The 16,893-nt window shown below is 69.3% G+C and carries 15 protein-coding genes; 7 read left to right on the top strand and 8 right to left on the bottom strand.

The window, feature by feature from the left end; all coding sequences use genetic code 11:
* Window positions 1-47: 47 nt before the first annotated feature.
* From AMD30_RS04840 to AMD30_RS04830, 3 genes are read right to left on the bottom strand one after another with little or no spacing between them, the layout of a single operon-like run.
* A complete protein-coding gene (locus AMD30_RS04840; protein ID WP_055474853.1) occupies window positions 48-650 on the bottom strand; it encodes an energy-coupling factor transporter transmembrane component T family protein in 603 nt (200 codons plus the stop codon).
* Window positions 647-1,321, bottom strand: a complete 675-nt coding sequence (locus AMD30_RS04835) for an energy-coupling factor ABC transporter ATP-binding protein (protein WP_055474852.1) — start codon at window positions 1,319-1,321, stop codon at window positions 647-649. The genes AMD30_RS04840 and AMD30_RS04835 overlap by 4 nt, the downstream gene beginning before the upstream one ends.
* Before the next feature lie 19 nt (window positions 1,322-1,340).
* Window positions 1,341-1,967, bottom strand: a complete 627-nt coding sequence (locus AMD30_RS04830; RefSeq protein WP_055474851.1) for a biotin transporter BioY — start codon at window positions 1,965-1,967, stop codon at window positions 1,341-1,343.
* Window positions 1,968-2,064: 97 nt separating this feature from the next.
* Between AMD30_RS04830 and guaA the strand changes: the two genes are divergently transcribed.
* Entirely contained in the window at window positions 2,065-3,675 is a 1,611-nt protein-coding gene (gene guaA / locus AMD30_RS04825; RefSeq protein WP_442902688.1) for a glutamine-hydrolyzing GMP synthase, read from the top strand.
* 79 nt (window positions 3,676-3,754) lie between these two features.
* On the opposite strand, the gene AMD30_RS04820 is transcribed toward guaA, so the two are convergent.
* Both AMD30_RS04820 and AMD30_RS04815 read right to left on the bottom strand, forming a co-directional pair.
* Entirely contained in the window at window positions 3,755-4,009 is a 255-nt protein-coding gene (locus AMD30_RS04820; protein ID WP_055474850.1) for a hypothetical protein, read from the bottom strand.
* Window positions 4,006-5,418 (bottom strand): PspC domain-containing protein, encoded by a 1,413-nt coding sequence (locus AMD30_RS04815; RefSeq protein WP_035717101.1) that lies wholly within the window; start codon window positions 5,416-5,418, stop codon window positions 4,006-4,008. The genes AMD30_RS04820 and AMD30_RS04815 overlap by 4 nt, the downstream gene beginning before the upstream one ends.
* A gap of 171 nt (window positions 5,419-5,589) precedes the next feature.
* Here AMD30_RS04815 and AMD30_RS04810 point away from each other — a divergent pair, with 171 nt between their 5' ends.
* Window positions 5,590-6,882, top strand: coding sequence for an ATP-binding protein (locus AMD30_RS04810; RefSeq protein ID WP_055474849.1), 1,293 nt, complete (start codon window positions 5,590-5,592; stop codon window positions 6,880-6,882).
* Window positions 6,879-7,643, top strand: coding sequence for a LuxR C-terminal-related transcriptional regulator (locus AMD30_RS04805; RefSeq protein WP_035717102.1), 765 nt, complete (start codon window positions 6,879-6,881; stop codon window positions 7,641-7,643). Before AMD30_RS04810 ends, AMD30_RS04805 begins: the two co-directional genes overlap by 4 nt.
* Window positions 7,644-7,663: 20 nt before the next feature.
* Here the strand turns inward: AMD30_RS04805 and AMD30_RS04800 are convergent, their stop codons facing one another.
* Window positions 7,664-8,929: a serine/threonine-protein kinase gene (locus AMD30_RS04800; RefSeq protein ID WP_044506368.1), complete on the bottom strand. Its 1,266-nt coding sequence runs from the start codon at window positions 8,927-8,929 to the stop codon at window positions 7,664-7,666.
* Between the two features lie 78 nt (window positions 8,930-9,007).
* On the opposite strand from AMD30_RS04800, the gene AMD30_RS04795 reads away from it, so the two are divergent.
* The 4 genes from AMD30_RS04795 to AMD30_RS25695 all read left to right on the top strand — a co-directional run bounded on the left by AMD30_RS04795 (window position 9,008) and on the right by AMD30_RS25695 (window position 13,826).
* On the top strand, window positions 9,008-10,033 hold the full coding sequence (locus AMD30_RS04795; RefSeq protein WP_055474848.1) for an Rv2578c family radical SAM protein: 1,026 nt from the start codon (window positions 9,008-9,010) through the stop codon (window positions 10,031-10,033).
* A gap of 261 nt (window positions 10,034-10,294) precedes the next feature.
* Window positions 10,295-11,125 (top strand): hypothetical protein, encoded by an 831-nt coding sequence (locus tag AMD30_RS04790; protein ID WP_055474847.1) that lies wholly within the window; start codon window positions 10,295-10,297, stop codon window positions 11,123-11,125.
* Entirely contained in the window at window positions 11,125-12,849 is a 1,725-nt protein-coding gene (locus tag AMD30_RS04785) for a DNA polymerase Y family protein (protein WP_014926204.1), read from the top strand. The genes AMD30_RS04790 and AMD30_RS04785 overlap by 1 nt, the downstream gene beginning before the upstream one ends.
* 419 nt (window positions 12,850-13,268) lie before the next feature.
* Window positions 13,269-13,826: a UPF0158 family protein gene (locus AMD30_RS25695; RefSeq protein WP_269432740.1), complete on the top strand. Its 558-nt coding sequence runs from the start codon at window positions 13,269-13,271 to the stop codon at window positions 13,824-13,826.
* 1 nt (window position 13,827) lies between these two features.
* Here AMD30_RS25695 and AMD30_RS04775 read toward each other — a convergent pair whose 3' ends face one another.
* Both AMD30_RS04775 and AMD30_RS04770 read right to left on the bottom strand, forming a co-directional pair.
* Entirely contained in the window at window positions 13,828-14,910 is a 1,083-nt protein-coding gene (locus AMD30_RS04775) for an alanine racemase (protein WP_055474846.1), read from the bottom strand.
* Window positions 14,907-16,850, bottom strand: a complete 1,944-nt coding sequence (locus AMD30_RS04770) for an SDR family oxidoreductase (protein ID WP_055474845.1) — start codon at window positions 16,848-16,850, stop codon at window positions 14,907-14,909. Before AMD30_RS04770 ends, AMD30_RS04775 begins: the two co-directional genes overlap by 4 nt.
* Window positions 16,851-16,893 lie beyond the last annotated feature (43 nt).

Genomic DNA, 16,893 nt, shown 5'->3' with positions numbered 1-16,893 from the left:
ACAAGGCGCACATGACGCGCACTGTGACTACGGAATCCCGGGTCGCCTCAGTCCAGTCCGCGCGCGGTCAGCGTGTCGGCGAAGCCGTCGGCGGTACGCAGCGCGGCGAGTACGACCGGGGCGACGAGGATGCGCGGACCCGGCCTCAGCCCGCGCGCCTTGCGCGCTTCGTCGACCTCCCGCACCACCTCGACCATCAGCGGGATCGCCCGGATGGTCAACGCCAGTGCGAGGGCGATGAGGTCGACGCGCACCCCGAGACGGGCGAGGGGACCGAGCGCACGGACGATCGTGTCGAGCATGTCGGTGGTGCGGGTGGTCAGCGAGACGACCGCCGCGAGCGCGACCGACAGTGCGAGCACGCCGCAGACGACCACCGCCCGTCGCCAGTCGGTGAAGACGACCTGGAAGGCGAAGATGAACAGCAGCAGCCACAGCAATGGTCGCAGCTGACGCCAGGCCTCGCGGGGACCGATGCCTCCCAGCGCGTAGACGCACGCGACTGCGACCGTGGCGATGCCGAGCGCGGTCAGCGAGCGGACCGTCAGTGAGAGCACCAGGATCAGCACGCCCATCGCGACGAACTTGACGCCCGCCGGCAGGCGGTGCAGCACGGTGGTGCCTGGGCGGTAGACTCCGAGGACGTTCACGACATCATCTCGCGGTAGGCGGCGAGCGCGGGTCGGGGTTCGTCGTCGGCGACGACACGTCCCTCGTCGACGACGATGACGCGGTCGAAATCGGCCAGGATGTCGAGGTCGTGACTGACGACGACTAGTTGCTCGTCGAGTGTCGCGAACACGTCGGTGAGCATGCGGGTGTTGCGCAGGTCGAGCAGGGTGGTGGGCTCGTCGGCGACGATGATCGCGGGGTCGGTCACGAAGATCGAGGCCAGGGCGAGGAGTTGCTTCTGTCCGCCCGACAGCCGCTGCGCGGGATGGTCGGCGTGGTCGCCGAGTCCGAAGCGCGCGAGTACCTCGAGGGCACGGTCGGCGCGTGCGGCCTTGCCGAGATCGGTTCGGCGGAGCGACAGTTCGATGTCCTCACGGACGGTCGGCATGATGATCTGACGGTCGGGGTCGGAGAAGATGAACCCCACCCGGCGTCGGATCTCGCGCTTGTTCTTCGCGACGGTGAGCCCGTCGACGGTGACGGTCCCGGAGTCCGGGATGACGAGGGCGTTGATCATCCGCGCCAGCGTCGACTTGCCGCTCCCGTTGGCGCCGACGATGCCGATCCGCTTCTCCGCCAACGTCAGCGAGACCTCGCGCAGGACGACGCGGTCGCCGTAGGCGTGGGAGACGTCGGTGAACTCGATCATCGCCGGCGGGGCGGGACGGTCAGCCGGCCACAGAACCGGCGCGGCGCGGGCGCAGGGGTTCGATGAGACCGGGGCGGCCGCGGTGGACCTGCGCGGCGACCAGGGCTGCGACGACGACCTTGGCGATGTCGCCGGGGATGAACGGGCCGTTGGTGGTGATCGCCGCCCACACGGTCAGGTCGGTGCGGATGAGCAGGCCGAGGACCCCGCACGCGTACAGCACGACGATGCCGCCGAACGCGTTGATGCCGATGCCCCACAGCACGCGGTACTTGCCTGAGCCCGTCGAGATCATGATCGCGGTCAGCACGCCGATGACGATCACCGCGGGCAGGAACCCGATGAAGTATCCGGCGGTCGGGGACGACAGCGCGGTCAGGCCGTTGCGCCCGCCGGACAGGATCGGGAGCCCGGCGATCGCGAGGACCATGAAGATGATCACGGCCAGCGTGCCCTTCTTCGGGCCCAGGACGGCGCCGGCGAGGATGACCCCGAGCGATTGGAGGGTGATGGGCACACCGCTGGTGCCGATGTTGATGGTTCCCGGCAGACCGAGCGCGGCGATCAGCGCGGCGAACACGGCGGCCTGGGTGAGGTCGCCGATGCTCAGCGACCAGCGGTTGGGGGATTTCGGCGATGCAGTCATGTCGATTCCGGAGTATTTCACGCGGGCATCGCGGGTCCGCACCCGCCGGGCGGGGTGACCAGGTACGGGCCCCGGCACGCCCACTAGACTCGGCCCGGTGACAGACACTTCTTCTGCGAACTCGTCCTCTGCCGAGGATTTCCTCGAGGGCCCGCGGCCGGTGCTCGTCGTCGACTTCGGGGCGCAGTACGCGCAGCTGATCGCCCGCCGGGTGCGCGAAGCGCGCATCTACTCCGAGGTGATCTCCCACGACGTCCCGATCGAGAAGATCCAGGAGAAGGACCCGGTCGCGATCATCCTGTCGGGCGGTCCGTCGTCGGTGTACGCCGAGGACGCACCCGACCTCGATCCCGCCCTCTTCGACCTCGACGTCCCGGTGTTCGGCATCTGCTACGGGTTCCAGGCGATGGCGGACACGCTGGGCGGCGAGGTCGCCAACACCGGTGGACGCGAGTTCGGTCGCACGACGCTGACGGCCAACGGCGAAGGCGTGCTCCATCAGGGTCTCTCGGAAACCCAGCCGGTGTGGATGAGCCACAACGACGCCGTCCAGAGCGCGCCCGAGGGATTCACCGTCACCGGATCGACCCCCGGCGCGCCGGTGGCGTCCTTCGAGAACCTGAAGCGCCGCATGGCCGGTGTGCAGTACCACCCCGAGGTGCTGCACACGCCGCACGGCCAGCAGATCCTCACGCGCTTCCTCTACGAGATCGCAGGCCTCGAGGCCACCTGGACCGCCGCCAACATCGCCGATGCCCTGATCGACGCGGTCGCCGATCAGATCGGTGACGGACGGGCCATCTGCGGGCTCTCCGGCGGTGTGGACTCCGCGGTCGCGGCGGCGCTCGTGCAACGGGCCATCGGCGACCGGCTGACATGCGTCTTCGTCGATCATGGGTTGCTGCGTGCGGGTGAGCGCGAGCAGGTGCAGCACGACTTCGTGGGCGCTACCGGCGCCAAACTCGTCACCGTCGACGCCGCGGACACCTTCCTGCGTGAGCTGTCCGGCGTGAGCGACCCCGAGACCAAGCGCAAGATCATCGGCCGGGAGTTCATCCGGTCGTTCGAGGGCGCGGTCAGCGAGGTCCTCGGCGAGGAGGCCGAGGCGGGGGAGAAGGTCGAGTTCCTGGTGCAGGGCACGCTGTATCCCGACGTCGTCGAGTCCGGCGGCGGGAGTGGAACCGCGAACATCAAGAGCCATCACAACGTCGGCGGTCTGCCCGACGACCTCGAGTTCAGCCTGGTCGAACCGCTGCGGCTGCTCTTCAAGGACGAGGTGCGCGCGGTCGGTCGCGAACTGGGACTCCCCGAGGAGATCGTCGCGCGTCAGCCGTTCCCCGGGCCCGGCCTGGCGATCCGGATCGTCGGCGAGGTCACCGGCGACCGTCTGGAGACGTTGCGCAAGGCCGATCTGATCGCACGCGAGGAACTCACCGCCGCCGGACTCGACTCCCAGATCTGGCAGTGCCCGGTGGTGCTGCTCGCCGACGTGCGCAGCGTGGGCGTCCAGGGCGACGGCCGGACCTACGGTCACCCGATCGTCCTGCGCCCGGTGTCGAGCGAGGACGCGATGACGGCCGATTGGACCCGTGTGCCCTACGAGGTGCTGGAGATCATCTCGACCCGCATCACCAACGAGGTGGCCGAGGTCAATCGCGTGGTCCTGGACGTGACGAGTAAACCGCCGGGCACCATCGAGTGGGAATGACCCGAACGAGAGCGGCCGGTGGCATCTGCCACCGGCCGCTTTTCTGACTGCCCGCCTCGAGTCCGGCGGCGAGTCGAGGTCAGCCTCGAGATCGCGTCCCCGACACGATCAGCACGATCCCGACGAGCAGGCCGATCCCGACCGCGACCCACCCGAGGTCGGCGGCATCGGGTAGTGCCGGCCCGTCGGCGAGTCCCCATCCGGCCACCGCGAGGGCGGAGATTCCCAGGAGCCCCAGACCCGGCGCGCGATGAGTGGACACGCATCCCTGGTGATCGGCGGTGTCGGCGGCCGCCGGGTTGTCCGCGCCGTAGGCGTCGTCGTGGGTGTTCATCGCAGGACCTGAACCTCTCCCATCCCGGTGCGGGCATCGATCTGCAGGACCGGGCCGTCGGTGCCGTCACGCCCGCCGTCGAGTCCGGTGGGGCAGGTGTAGTCACCGATGCCGGTCTGGCAGTCGGCGCGCACGTTCATCGTGTCCGGGACGTGGACCTTGATCGTCCCGACACCGGTCTCGAGTCGCACCGTGCGGTCGGCGGTGAGGTCCACCTCGCGCAGATCCAGGGTCATCTCACCCACGCCGAGTGTGTACTCGGCCTCGATGTCGTTCTCGCTCAATGGTTTCCACTCGCGGTCGCCGGCTCCGCCGGGCGGCAGGGGACTGGACAGGCCGTTCACGCCGGAGATCACGGTGGTGACGACGACGGCTGCCCCGAGGGTGACCGCGATCGGCACGAGGCCGGTGCTGTGCTCGCCGGTGCGGCGCCGGATGAACGCCGCGACCAGGAGTCCCGCGCCGACGACGGCGAGGGAGAGCGACAGGATGTGCGGCACGGTGAACCAGTCGACGCCCATCTGGTGCAGGCCCGCGCCGACGGCGCCCACGATGATCGCGAGACCGATCACGATCAGGGTGAGAGGTGAGCGCCGGCGCCTGCGGACGGCGGGGTCGGCCGGGGTGGTCGGCTCGGGCAGGTCCCAGGCGAACCGTGCCGCCCCCAGCGGATCCCACGCCGGCGGGGTCGCGTCGAGTGCTGCGCTCTTCTCGAGGTCGACCCGTGGCGCTGCTGTGGCCGGGTGTTCGGCGGGCGAGTCCCCGGTGGTCGGGGATGTGGTCGGTGTTCCCGTCATGGGCGCTCCTGATGTCTGGAGACCGGGCGCGGTGACGGACCCACCGCCGGTCGGGTTGGTCATGGCTCGCGGCACCCACCGCTCGAACTGGCCGGCCGCCGGTGGCGGGACGACGATGTCGGTGACCGCCGCCGTGTCGATGCTGGTGCCGACCGGTGGGGTCGGGGTCCGCAGGTACAGCAGGAACCAGCCGCCGAGCATCAGGATCGCGCCGACGAGTCCGCCCGACCCCCAGGTGCGGTTGGGCCCGATGGAGGTGACGATGACGATCGCGAGGACGGCCAGCACGATGACCTGCGGGTTGCCCAGTCCGTGCATCGAGTTGTGCGACGCGGTGTGGCCGGCGCGAGAGGAATCTGCGCGGAGCGCGTCGGCGCGAGCGCGACCGGCGCCCGGGAACGCGACCCAGGCCGCGAGATAGAGGATGAGTCCGCTGCCGCCGAAGAACGCCGCCACCACGAATGCGACCTTCACCAGGGTCGGGTCGACGCGGTAGCGAGCGGCTATGCCGGTGCACACGCCGGCGATCGTCCGATCGTCGCGCCGGTACGGGCGGGTCGACCACAAGCCCTGGAGCTGCTGCTGGAACTGCTTCGTGTCCATGACGATCATCGTGCCGCTCGCACGCCCCCGGACACATCGGGTGATCCCCTGAATTGTCCCCCGGAAGAACCCGGTTCGTGGGGGTGGTGAAGCGACACACCCTGAGATCGAGACCCATGAACCGGGGTTGACCCCGATGTCGCGGAGCCGAACGCATGGGACGATCGAGGAGTGAATCGAATGGAGGTCGAGCCGGTCCCCAGGCTGGTGCGCCGGGACGGCGGCCGCGTGGTCGCCGGTGTCGCCGGTGGAATCGCCGATCATCTCGGGGTCGAGGTGTTCCGCGTGCGGATCGTCTTCGTGGTCCTGGCCGCGCTGGCCGGTGCCGGGGTCGCCGCCTACGGACTGCTCTGGTTCTTCTGCCCGCAGGGCGATGACACCGCCTCGCCGGCGCGGGGTGAACGCCGGCAATCCCTCGGCCTCGCGATGATCGGGCTGGTGGCGATGGCCGTGGTGGGCTTCGCGGCGTCGGGGACCCCGGCGGAATACCTGGTCCCGTTCGTCTTCATCGCGCTCGGTGCCAGCCTGGTGTGGCGCGAGTTCGACACGTCCCCTCGGGCACCGCGCACCCCGGCGCTCACCTGGACCCGGCTGATCGGTGGGGTCGCGCTCGTCGTCGGGGGACTGGTCGTCGTGGTGGTGGCAGGGGACCGCAGCTTCGGCGGACTCAACTCCACGATCCTCGCGGTCGGGGCGACGCTCATCGGCGTCGTCCTGCTGACCGTGCCGCTGTGGATGCGGTTGCTGCGCACCCTCGACGAGGAGCGCGCCGCCCGGATCCGGAACGCCGAGCGTGAGGAGATCGCGTCGCATCTCCACGACTCGGTCCTGCAGACCCTGGCGCTGATACAGAAGAAGGCCGGCCGGCCCGAGGAGGTGGCGCGGCTGGCCCGGAGCCAGGAACGCGAACTGCGGGCGTGGCTGTTCGGCGACCCGGCGACCGAACGAGGTTCCCTCGCGGCAGCGCTGCGCAGTGTGGGAGCCGAGGTCGAGGACGCCTACGGAATCGAGGTGGAGATCATCACCGTCGGCGATCTGCGCCCCACCAACACCCGGGACGCCAGACGCTGGGCGGCCCTCGTCGGCGCCACCCGCGAAGCGTTGGTCAACGCCGCCAAGCACTCCGGCGAGCGCACGGTGGACGTGTACGGCGAGATCACCGACGACGAGGTGGAGGTGTATGTGCGCGACCGCGGTGTCGGCTTCGACCCCGAGATCGTCGACGACGACCGCCAGGGCATCTCGCGCTCGATCCGCGCGCGGGTGGAACGCATGGGCGGACACGTGCGGATCACCTCGAGTCCCGAACGCGGAACCAACGTCGGTCTCATGATGCCGCGCGGTGACGGCGGTTCGATCGAGGAGCGACCGGACGCGGAGAGATCGGACGCGGAGAGATCGGAACACGCCGAACGCACAGCCGAGATGACCATGCACGCAGTGGCCCCGACTGACAACAGGAAGGCACGATGACAGCGAGTTCGACGAGTCCCGACCCCTCCGGTCCCGTGACCGTCTACCTGGTCGACGACCATGCGGTCTTCCGCTCCGGGGTCCGTGCCGAACTGGCCGACGAGCCGGGTCTGCGCGTCGTCGGCGAGGCGGGTGCGGTGCCCGAGGCGATCGACGGGATCGTCTCGACGGCTCCGGACGTGGTCCTGCTCGACGTGCACATGCCGGCGGGCGGCGGGGTGGCGGTGTTGCGCGGTGTGCTCGATCGGATCGCCTCGGCCACAACAGCTTCGGCCGTACCAGCTTCGGCCGCACCGGGTTCGACACGGCCCGGTTCGACACGGCCCGGTTCGACACCGCCGGTGTTCCTCGCGTTGAGTGTGTCCGATGCCGCCGAGGACGTCATCGCGACGATCCGTGCCGGCGCGCGGGGTTACGTGACGAAGACGATCGCCGGGCCTGAACTCGCCGATGCGGTCCGGCGGGTCGCCGACGGCGACGCGGTGTTCAGTCCGCGGCTCGCGGGTTTCGTCCTCGACTCGTTCACCGGGAAGTCGTCGGCGCCCGAACCGCCCCTCGACCCCGAACTCGACTCGCTGACCAGGCGAGAGCTGGAGGTCTTGCGTCTGCTCGCGCGCGGATACACCTATCGCGAGATCGCCGAGGAGCTGTTCATCTCGATCAAGACGGTCGAGACACATGCGTCGAATGTCCTGCGCAAGACCCAGCAGTCCAACCGCAACGCGCTCACGCGGTGGGCGGCCACCCGTCACATCGGTTGACGGGCCACCGCTCTCGCACCTCAGCGCAACAGCGCGATGGCGAGGACGACGACTACCGCGAGTACCGCGAAGAAGACGAAGATCGAAACCGCGAGTGCGGTGCTCGACGTGCCCGGCGGCTGCGGGGGCGGATTGTACGACGGCTGTCGCCGATCAAACGGTTGTGACTGTCCGACAGGTGGTCTCGATGTGGACGAGTGCGGTTGCGGCGTCGACATGAGAGTCGGGGACATGCCCTGACGAGTGCGCGGGAGGTCGCGGGAGCCGCGATCGGCGGACATCGTCGGGGCGTACGGCGGCAGGGTGGCTGCGGCGGGGCGGTGTGTACCGGTCGTCGAGGACCGGTTGGTCCGCTGCGACCACACCGGCGTTCCCGTCCCCGGTCGGGTGATGAGGCCGGTCAGGACCTGGTCGCGGGTGCCGCGTGAGCCGGCCGCGAACGAGGTGAGCAGGTCTCGTGCCTGACTCATCGTGGGGCGTTTGGTGGGACTGGGTTCGAGAAGTCGCAGCAGGACCGGCTCGAGTTCGGCGGCGTTCTTCATGGGAGTGATGCGGGCACGCGCGACCTTGTGCAGCAGGGCGATCGAATTGTCGTCGACACCGAACGGCGGCTGACCCTCGACCATCGTGTAGATGGTCGCACCCAGCGAGTACACGTCCGACGCCTCTTGCGGATCGGCTCCGCGCGCGACCTCGGGGGCGAAATATGCCGGTGTCCCGGTGATCACGCCGGTCTGGGTGAGCGTGACATCGTCCTTCGCTCGCGAGATCCCGAAGTCGGTGATCTTGACCAGTCCCGTGTGGCGGCCGCCCTCGGCGATCAGGATGTTGCCCGGCTTGATGTCGCGGTGCACGATCCCCGCGGCGTGGGCCTCGACCATCGCATCGGCCACCTGGGCGCCGATCTGGGCGGCTTCGGCAGGCGTGAGAGTCTGTGTGGCATGCAGGATCTGGGCGACGCTGCGCGAGGGTAGGTATTCCATGACCAGCCAGGGCTCACCCCGGTCGAGGGCGACATCGTGCATGGCGATCGCATTGCGATGGGAGAGCTTCGCGGCGATGCGTCCCTCTCGCATCGCCCGCTGGCGCACGTTGTCCGCGGATTCCTCGGTGAGACCCTCGGTGGAGACGACCTGCTTGACGGCGACGTCGCGGTCGAGGAGCTGGTCGCGTGCGAGCCACACGGTTCCCATGCCGCCCCCGCCGATCCGCGACTTCAGGCGGTATCGGCCGGCCACCAGGTACTGGGGACCTGGTGCATGACGGTGTCCGGCGGTGGTCGACATAGGGCGATGATAGCGGCGAGGCCATCGGGGCGGGCGCCGCACTTGACAGCCGTCTCGTACGTATGTTCGACTCGCTCCATGCGATGGTCCGATCAGGCGGTGGGGGTCGACGACGGGTCGCTTCCCGGGTTGAGCCGCTCGGGCCTGGTGCGGTCGGTGCGTACGCCCGACTTCGAGGGCATCACCTTCCACGAGGTGCTGGCCAAGAGTGCGCTCAATCGCATCCCGGAGGCCTCGCAGCTCCCGTTCCAGTTCACGGTCAACACCTTTCGCGGGTGTACGCATGCCTGCCGTTACTGTTTCGCCCGTCCGACGCACGAGTACCTGGACCTCGACGCGGGCAACGACTTCGACACCCAGGTAGTGGTGAAGCTCAATGTCGCGGCGGTGTTGCGCAAGGAGCTCAAACGCCGGTCGTGGACCCGGGAGACGGTGGCACTGGGGACCAACACCGATCCCTACCAGCGCGCCGAGGGGCGTTATCGGCTCATGCCGGGGGTGATCTCCGCGCTCACCGAGTCCCGGACGCCGTTCTCGATCCTCACCAAGGGCACGTTGATCCGTCGTGACCTGCCGCTGTTGCGTCAGGCCGCGGGCGAGGTGTCGGTCAGCGTCGGGATCTCACTGGCGATCCTCGATCCGGATCTGCAGAAGAAGATCGAGCCGGGGACACCCTCGCCGCAGGCGCGGCTCGCGCTGATCCGGGATCTGGCCGATGCCGGCATCGCGCCGCATGTGATGGTGGCCCCCGTCATCCCCTACCTCACCGACTCCACCTCGCATCTCGATTCGTTGCTCGAGGCTCTCGCCGAGGCGGGCGCCTCGGGTGTGACCGCGTTCCCGATGCACCTGCGATCCTCGACCAAGCCCTGGTTCCTCGAATGGCTGGCCGAGGAACATCCGGCGCTCATCCGCCGCTACCGGGGTTTGTACGGACGTGGCGCCTATGTCACCCCGGAGTATTCGTCGTGGCTGCGTGACCGGATGAAACCTCTCGTGCACCGGCACGGCCTGGCGGGGTCCGGTGGTCTCCGGCAGTCGGGCCGGGACGCGCCGGCGACGGTCGCCGAGCCCGAGCTGCAGCACGCACTCACCCTGTTCTGATCACTGCCGTTCTGAACCGGCACCGCGCTGAGCTGCGTCGATTCGGCGTGGGAACGCACATGCTTTGTCGTACAACGGATCTCGTCTTCGTTTGACGCTTGTCGGTGGTTGGTTCTACTCTCAAATCATCGAAACTGTGTTCGAACGATCTGCGGCCGAGGGTGCCCCTCGGGATCACTTCGGATGGCAGTTCGAGAACCCTGATGCGCGCACCTTCCCGGCTCGCTCGAGTACCTCATGTCGACTGGAGGGTGTCCGGAAATGGATGTGTCAGCTGGTGTTGTCGTGACCGATGTCGCGACCCGTGGCAGGGCGGACGAGCTGGCGGGGTTGCGCCGGCGGATGGCGGCCATGTCCGGCCGGCCCGACCAGCGGGTGGTCGAGGTCCGCGATCAGGCGGTGGGCGTACTTCCGATGCCGGAATCGCTGTCGGAGGTGCTGCCGCACAACGGGATTCCTCGCGGTACGGTCGCCCGGCTCGACGGTGCCCGCTCGGTGCTGGTCGCGATGATCGCAGCGGTGACCCGTGCGGGTGGGCAGGTGGGGATCGTCGGGTTGCCACGGTTGAGTCTGTTGTCGGCGGCGGAGATGGGTGCCGACCTGTCCCGTATCGCCACCATCCCCGAGCCCGGTCCCGATCCGGTCGAGGTGGCGGCGGTTCTGCTCGACGGTATGGACCTGGTGATCTTGGACCTTGCAAGCGACGGGGAGGGGACACGCCCGCGGGGCGAGACGGTGGCCCCGTCGCGTGCGCGGGTGGTCATGGGCCGCGTGCGCAAGCAGTCGTCGGTGCTGCTGGTGACCGGTGGCACCTGGCCGGGTGCGCAGCTGGCCGTCGAAGCCCGTGTCCTCACCTACCGGCACAGTCCACACCTGCCCGGCCGGTCCGCTTCCCGCGCAGCCGGTCTCGATTCCGCGCGCAGTGGCTACGGCCGCATCGGCGGGATGCGGTTGCAGGTCACGGTGTCCGGCCGCGGCCGGCGATCCGAGAGCACCGAGGTCGAGCTCCGGGCGGTGGGGCACGGCCCCGATCGCACGGTCGAGATGGTCGCGGCGACGAGTGTCTCACCGGTGCTCGCGGTGGCGAACTGATGCCCCCCGGGGAGCCGGGGTCCCGGCGTATCCTCGCGCTCTGGTGCCCGGACTGGCCGGCGATGGCGGCATCGGCCGAGGCGGATCTACCCCCACTGCATCCGGTGGCGGTGCTGTCGGCGAATCGGGTGGTGGCCTGTTCGGCGTCGGCCCGTGCGGCCGGTGTCCGTCGCGGGATGCGCAAGCGTCAGGCGCAGGCGGCGTGTACGGAGATGACCGTGGTCACCGCCGACGAGAACCGGGACGGACGGTTGTTCGAACCGGTGGTCGCCGCGGTCGCCGAGGTGATACCCGCTCTCGAAGTGCTCCGGCCAGGTCTCCTGGTGATCGCCGGCGACCGTGCGGCCCGCTATTTCGGGGGGATGGAGTCCCTCGCGGAGGAACTCGTCGACGTGGTGTCGGCATGTGGCATCGAGTCGCAGGTCGGCATCGCCGACGAGATCTTCACCGCCGTCCTCGCCGCCCGGCACGGACATCAGGTGGAGCCCGGCGGCGACCGGGAGTACCTCGCCGGCCGGCCCGTCGCCGATCTCGCCGTCGAACCCAGCATGAGCGATCCGTCCCGTGCCGATCTCGTCGAGTTGCTGCGCCGATTGGGGATCGGCACGATCGGGGCCTTCGCCGACATGTCCGTCACCGATGTCGCCACTCGGTTCGCCAGGGATGCGGTCGTCGCGCATCGGCTCGCCAACGCGTTGCCGGGGCGCGTCCCATCGTCCCGCGGTGTGCCTGCCGAACTCGACGTCGACCACACCTGCGACCCCCCGGTCGACCGCATCGACGTCGCGGCGTTCATCGGCCGTACCCTCGCCGACGCGCTGCACCGACGCCTGCGTGATGCCGCAGTGGCCTGTACGCGACTCACCATCATCGCGACCACCGAACGCGGACAACAGCATTCGCGAACCTGGCGCTGTGCCCAGCCGCTGACGCCGGAGACGACCGCGGACCGCATCCGATGGCAACTGGAGGGGTGGCTGACCGGCGCGGCGCGGCCTACCCCGCGGGTTGAGCCGGCACCGAGCGCAGCGAGGAGTCGAGTCGAAGCCCCCTACGGAGGCAAAGCGCAGGGGAGAAGGGCCCGGGATACCCGGCCCGACTCGCCGATCGTCCGGTTGCGCCTCGAGCCGGTCGAGGTCGTCGAGGCCGGTGCTCTGCACTACCAGCTCACCGACGATCTCGCCCGTGGCGGGTCGGCCGGTGAGCCCGACGTGGAGGAGCGCGCACGGCGTTCACTGGTGCGGATACAGGGGTTGCTGGGCGGGGACGCGGTTCGCATTCCCGTGCTGAGCGGTGGCCGCGGTCCCGCCGAACGGATCACGATGGTCTCCCTGGGCGACGAGCCGGCTCCTCGCCGGGATCCGCTGGCGCCGTGGCCCGGGCGTCTGCCGCAACCCAGCCCGACGGTGCTGGTGGAAACCGCGATCCACGTGCTCGACGCCACAGGACAACCGGTGAAGGTGACCGAACGCGGGGCGTTCACCGCCGAGCCGGTGACCGTGGCGCTGGCATCGTCCCGGGGCCGCCGATCGAGCTGGGGTCTGTACTGGTGGGCCGGGCCCTGGCCGGTCGGGAGCGCCGACCGCCCCGCCGGCGCGCCGGTGTCGGCCGGAGCCGGCGAGACGGGACTGATCGCCCGGGCGCAGGTGCTGCTCGACGATTCACGAGCCCTGTTGCTGTGCTATCGCGCCGGGGAGTGGATCGTCGAAGGGGTCTACGAGTGACTGCGTCTCGCGGAGTGGCCTTCGGGAAGAAACGCCGCATGGCGCGCACGTGGTTGTCGGTGACCGTGGAACTGCTCGGTGGTCGTGGTATTGAGTTATGGCCTTGCCCCGGAAGGGTTTTCGCGGTCGGACCGGCGCATACCTTCAAGGATCTGGCGACCGCCGTCGACGACGCGTTTGCCCGATGGGATCGTTCCCATCTGTCACTTCACCCTGGACGACGGCAGGGTGGTCGCCGACGCTGCGCTCGGTGCCGACATGGCCGGTGGTATCGGCGGCCCGATCTCCGAGCCCGTGGACATCGCCAGGCACATCGCACCCGGTGACCGCGTCGAGAAATCGATCCGGGTCCGAGGACGCGATCGACCCGCGTACCTCGCCCAAGCGACGCACTCCAGCAGGTCGGCGCCGGGGTGTCGATGGCACTGCAGAAGCGCCGCGAGCGAGCCGAACCGGTGGCCGCGTCGATCGTCGAACAACTCGATCGACGGGGAGAGGCCGGCGACGCCGAACTCGCCGAGGAACTACTCGCGATCCTGCGCGGGGAACCCGCGCCGGGACGGCCGATCGCGGTGGATCTCGAGATGCTCAGCGACGAGATGGAGGGTGATCCGAACCGGTCAACCGGCGGACTCATCGACCTGAGCACCGGCTTCGTGTACAACGACGAGATGCTCGACCCGGGCGTGCTCGATGAGGAGATCGACGTCGAGGAGGACCCGGACCGCTGGCTACGCTTCGACTGCATCGGTTCGCGTGACAGCTGGCTGGACATGGCCGATTTCGCCACGCGAACCTCCGATCCCGACCTGCGGAGCCGTCTGGAGCGTGCCATCGAGGGACGCGGCGCGTTCCGTCGGTTTCGGGATGTCGTCCACGAGGCGGGTGTGAGTCAGCAGTGGTACGGCTTCTCCACCGACCGCAAGTTCGGACGGGCCCGCGAGTCCCTGGTCCGGCACGGAATCCGGCCGACCTGACTCAACTGTTGCGTCCCCGCGCGATGACCGGCCACCGGCTGTCCGATCCGTCGATCGCCACCAGTTCGTCGACGAGGTTGACCGCGGTGCAGACATGGTTCGGTACCACCCGGACCACGTCGCCCAACCGCGGGACCGGCGTCGAGTCCGCCGGGAAGTCGACGACGGCATGGTGTTCGGACAACTGCACGACACGGGCGTCGGGGTGGTCGAGGAGCCGTCCGTGCCCGGTGGCCCAGGCAGCTCGGTCGGCGCCGAGGATCTTGCTGCCGGCATCGACGACGATTCGTCCGGGCTCGCTGCGTACCACGGTCGCGACCGCGGTCAGCGCGACGTCGTCGAATCCGCAGGCGCCGATCTCGACCTGCTGGGCGTCGTTGAGGGGGTACACGCCCGGACGGACCTCGGTGAGCACGCCCGCGTGAGCCGGGTCGCCGACGAATTCGATGGTGGGCGTGGACCCGCCGCTGCGTACGCGCGGATCGATCCCGTGTTCCCGGAGACTCTCCGCGGCCGCGCGAAGCGCCGCCACCTCCTGCTCCGCCGCACGCCGTCGGGTGTCGCCGAGGCCGTAGCCGTGGCCGGGGAAGGTGAACACGCCGACGACGTCGAGTCCGGCTGCCGTTCCTGCGGCCGCGACCTCGCCGGCACCCCCGGGCGTCACCCCGGTGCGGTGCTGCCCGGAGTCGACCTCGACGAGAGCCTCGATCCGCTGCCCATCGAGCAGAGCCCCGAGATGCCGGGCGCCCTCGACCGACTCGACACCCACCCGCAGCGACACCCGGGCCGCCAGAGCACGCAACCGGGCGGCCTTCGCCGGGGTCGGCCAGACGGGGTAGGCGATGAAGATGTCGGTGCACGAGGTGATCTCGGCGGCATCGGCGAAGGCCTCGGCCTCGCCGATGGTCGCCACCGCCAGGCCCACGGCGCCGACATCGATCTGCATGCGGGCGATCTCGGCGCTCTTGTGGGTCTTGGCGTGCGGGCGCACCTCGACGCCGGTCGATCGCGCACGATCGGCGAGCGACGCGAGGTTACGCGTCATGCGATCGACGTCGACCTCGAGATAAGGGGTGTCGATCACGTGTCGCGCCTGTCGGCGCCGTGGTCCGAACGACCAAGAGCTGCCGCCGATTCGCCGAACACGAGATACTCCTGGTGCAGGATGCGGGTGGTCAGTCCGGGCGTGATCCGATGCCCGATCTCGGCGACCAGCCCGACGAGCGAGTCGACCCGTTTGGGCCGGTCGACGATGGCGTGCAGGACGCGCGCCGCGGCGCGGTCGACGTTCCAGGCGCCGGGCTGGTTGTCGTAGGCCTCGGTGGGTGCGATCATCCGCGTCTTCACCAGGGGCAGACGAACATTGGAGAAAGTGACGTGGTCGGAGACCGTCTCGGTGCCGGTCACGTCGCTGAAGGCCTCGAGGGCGGCCTTCGACGCCGCGTACGCCCCGAATCGCGGCCCCCGTGACTGCACCGCGACCGAGGTCACGTTCACCACGTGGCCCGCCTGCCTGGCGACCATGTGCGGCAACAGTCCGAGGACGAGGTTGACCGCGCCGAAGTAGTTGACCGCCATCACCCGGTGGTAGTCATGTGACCGGTCCACGGAATTGAGCGTGGCGCGGCGGATCGACCGACCGGCGTTGTTGACCAGCACGTCCACATAGCCGTGTGCGGCCAGGACGGTCTTGACGAGCGCGTTGACCGATTCCTCGTCGGTGATGTCGCACTGGTACGAGGTCACCTGGCCGGGCGGGATTCCCTTCTTGCTCGTCGTCGAGTTCAATTCCTCTGTCGCCGAATCGAGTTCCGCGGCATTGCGGGCGACGATGATGACGTTGGCCCCGCGGGCGACACACATCCGGGCGGTGGCCTTGCCGATGCCGCTCGACCCACCGGTGATGAGGATGTTCTTGCCGACCAGGGGGCCGCGCGGATCGGTGCGACGGTTGCGCGCCCGGTCGAGATGCCGTGACCAGTAGGTCCACAGCCGCGGGGCGTATTCGGTGAAGTCGGGGATCGTGATGCCGAGGTCGTGCAGGACCGCGACGGTGGTGTCGGCGCGGAAGTCGACCGGCAGCGTCACCGCGTCGAGCAGTGCCCCGGGAATGCCCTGCTGAGCGGCGACGAGGTTGCGTCCGACACGCGCGATCCCCATGCCGGACAACGCCATCACGGGTTCGACCGCGGAGCGCGGGATGGCATCGAAGCCCTTGGGGGCGTCGAAGGCCGGTGCGAGGGCGTTGTACATCTCGGTGGTGGTGAGCGACTTCGGGTCGCTGAGATGGAACACCAGCCCGCTGCGTGTGGGATTGACGCCGATGAGGGCGACCATCGCGGCGGCGACGTAGTCGACGGGCACGATGTTGAGCGTGCCCAGGTCGGGCATCGGCAGCCGCAGCATCGAGGGCAACCGGCCGAGCATCCCGAGATGACCGAAGAAGTAGTACGGGCCGTCGATCTTGTCCATCTCCCCGGTTCTGGAGTCGCCGACCACGACCGACGGCCGGTAGACGCGCCAGCGGAGTCCCTCGCGTTCGCGGACGACGCGCTCGGCCTCGAACTTGGTGCGGTGGTAGGGGGTCGGGAACCCTTGTCCGACTTCGAAGTCCATCTCGGTGAAGCGACCGCGGTGGTCGCCGGCCACCGCGATCGACGAGACGTGGTGGAACAGCGCGTCGTGTGCGATCGCGAAGTCGGCGGCGCGCGAGGTCCCGACGACATTGGCGGCGCGCTGTGACTCCGCGTCGGCGGCCATGTCGTAGATGGCGGCGAGGTGGATGACATGGTCGATCGCGGGAACGGCGTCCGGTGCGATGCCGAGTCCCGGCGCGGTCAGGTCTCCGACCACGGGGGTCACCCGGTCGTCGGCGTCCATGTCGTCGAGCATGGCGACGAAGGCCGCCAGCGACGACTCGCGTACCAGCGCGTGGACCGTGGCATCGGGAGAGACGGTCAGGAGGCGTTCGAGAACGCGTCGCCCGATGAACCCGCTGCCCCCGGTGATGAAGTAGCTCGTCATGTGAGAGATCCCATCAGATGGGCGGGCCGATGACCCGCCGGCT

Source organism: Gordonia sp. HS-NH1, assembly GCF_001418765.1.
In the GTDB taxonomy this organism is placed as follows: domain Bacteria; phylum Actinomycetota; class Actinomycetes; order Mycobacteriales; family Mycobacteriaceae; genus Gordonia.
The sequence above is the reverse complement of the archived record's forward strand: the minus strand, read 5'-3'. Positions and strand labels throughout refer to the sequence as shown.

What these genes read in the sequence shown, in the direction of transcription:
- AMD30_RS04835 (WP_055474852.1), bottom strand. Translation starts at nt 1,321, where the DNA reads ATGATCGAGTTCACCGACGTCTCCCACGCCTACGGCGACCGCGTCGTC.
- AMD30_RS04830 (WP_055474851.1), bottom strand. Translation starts at nt 1,967, where the DNA reads ATGACTGCATCGCCGAAATCCCCCAACCGCTGGTCGCTGAGCATCGGC.
- AMD30_RS04820 (WP_055474850.1), bottom strand. Translation starts at nt 4,009, where the DNA reads ATGAACACCCACGACGACGCCTACGGCGCGGACAACCCGGCGGCCGCC.
- AMD30_RS04815 (WP_035717101.1), bottom strand. Translation starts at nt 5,418, where the DNA reads ATGATCGTCATGGACACGAAGCAGTTCCAGCAGCAGCTCCAGGGCTTG.
- AMD30_RS04810 (WP_055474849.1), top strand. Translation starts at nt 5,590, where the DNA reads ATGGAGGTCGAGCCGGTCCCCAGGCTGGTGCGCCGGGACGGCGGCCGC.
- AMD30_RS04805 (WP_035717102.1), top strand. Translation starts at nt 6,879, where the DNA reads ATGACAGCGAGTTCGACGAGTCCCGACCCCTCCGGTCCCGTGACCGTC.
- AMD30_RS04800 (WP_044506368.1), bottom strand. Translation starts at nt 8,929, where the DNA reads ATGTCGACCACCGCCGGACACCGTCATGCACCAGGTCCCCAGTACCTG.
- AMD30_RS04795 (WP_055474848.1), top strand. Translation starts at nt 9,008, where the DNA reads ATGCGATGGTCCGATCAGGCGGTGGGGGTCGACGACGGGTCGCTTCCC.
- AMD30_RS04790 (WP_055474847.1), top strand. Translation starts at nt 10,295, where the DNA reads ATGGATGTGTCAGCTGGTGTTGTCGTGACCGATGTCGCGACCCGTGGC.
- AMD30_RS04785 (WP_014926204.1), top strand. Translation starts at nt 11,125, where the DNA reads ATGCCCCCCGGGGAGCCGGGGTCCCGGCGTATCCTCGCGCTCTGGTGC.
- AMD30_RS25695 (WP_269432740.1), top strand. Translation starts at nt 13,269, where the DNA reads ATGGCACTGCAGAAGCGCCGCGAGCGAGCCGAACCGGTGGCCGCGTCG.
- AMD30_RS04770 (WP_055474845.1), bottom strand. Translation starts at nt 16,850, where the DNA reads ATGACGAGCTACTTCATCACCGGGGGCAGCGGGTTCATCGGGCGACGC.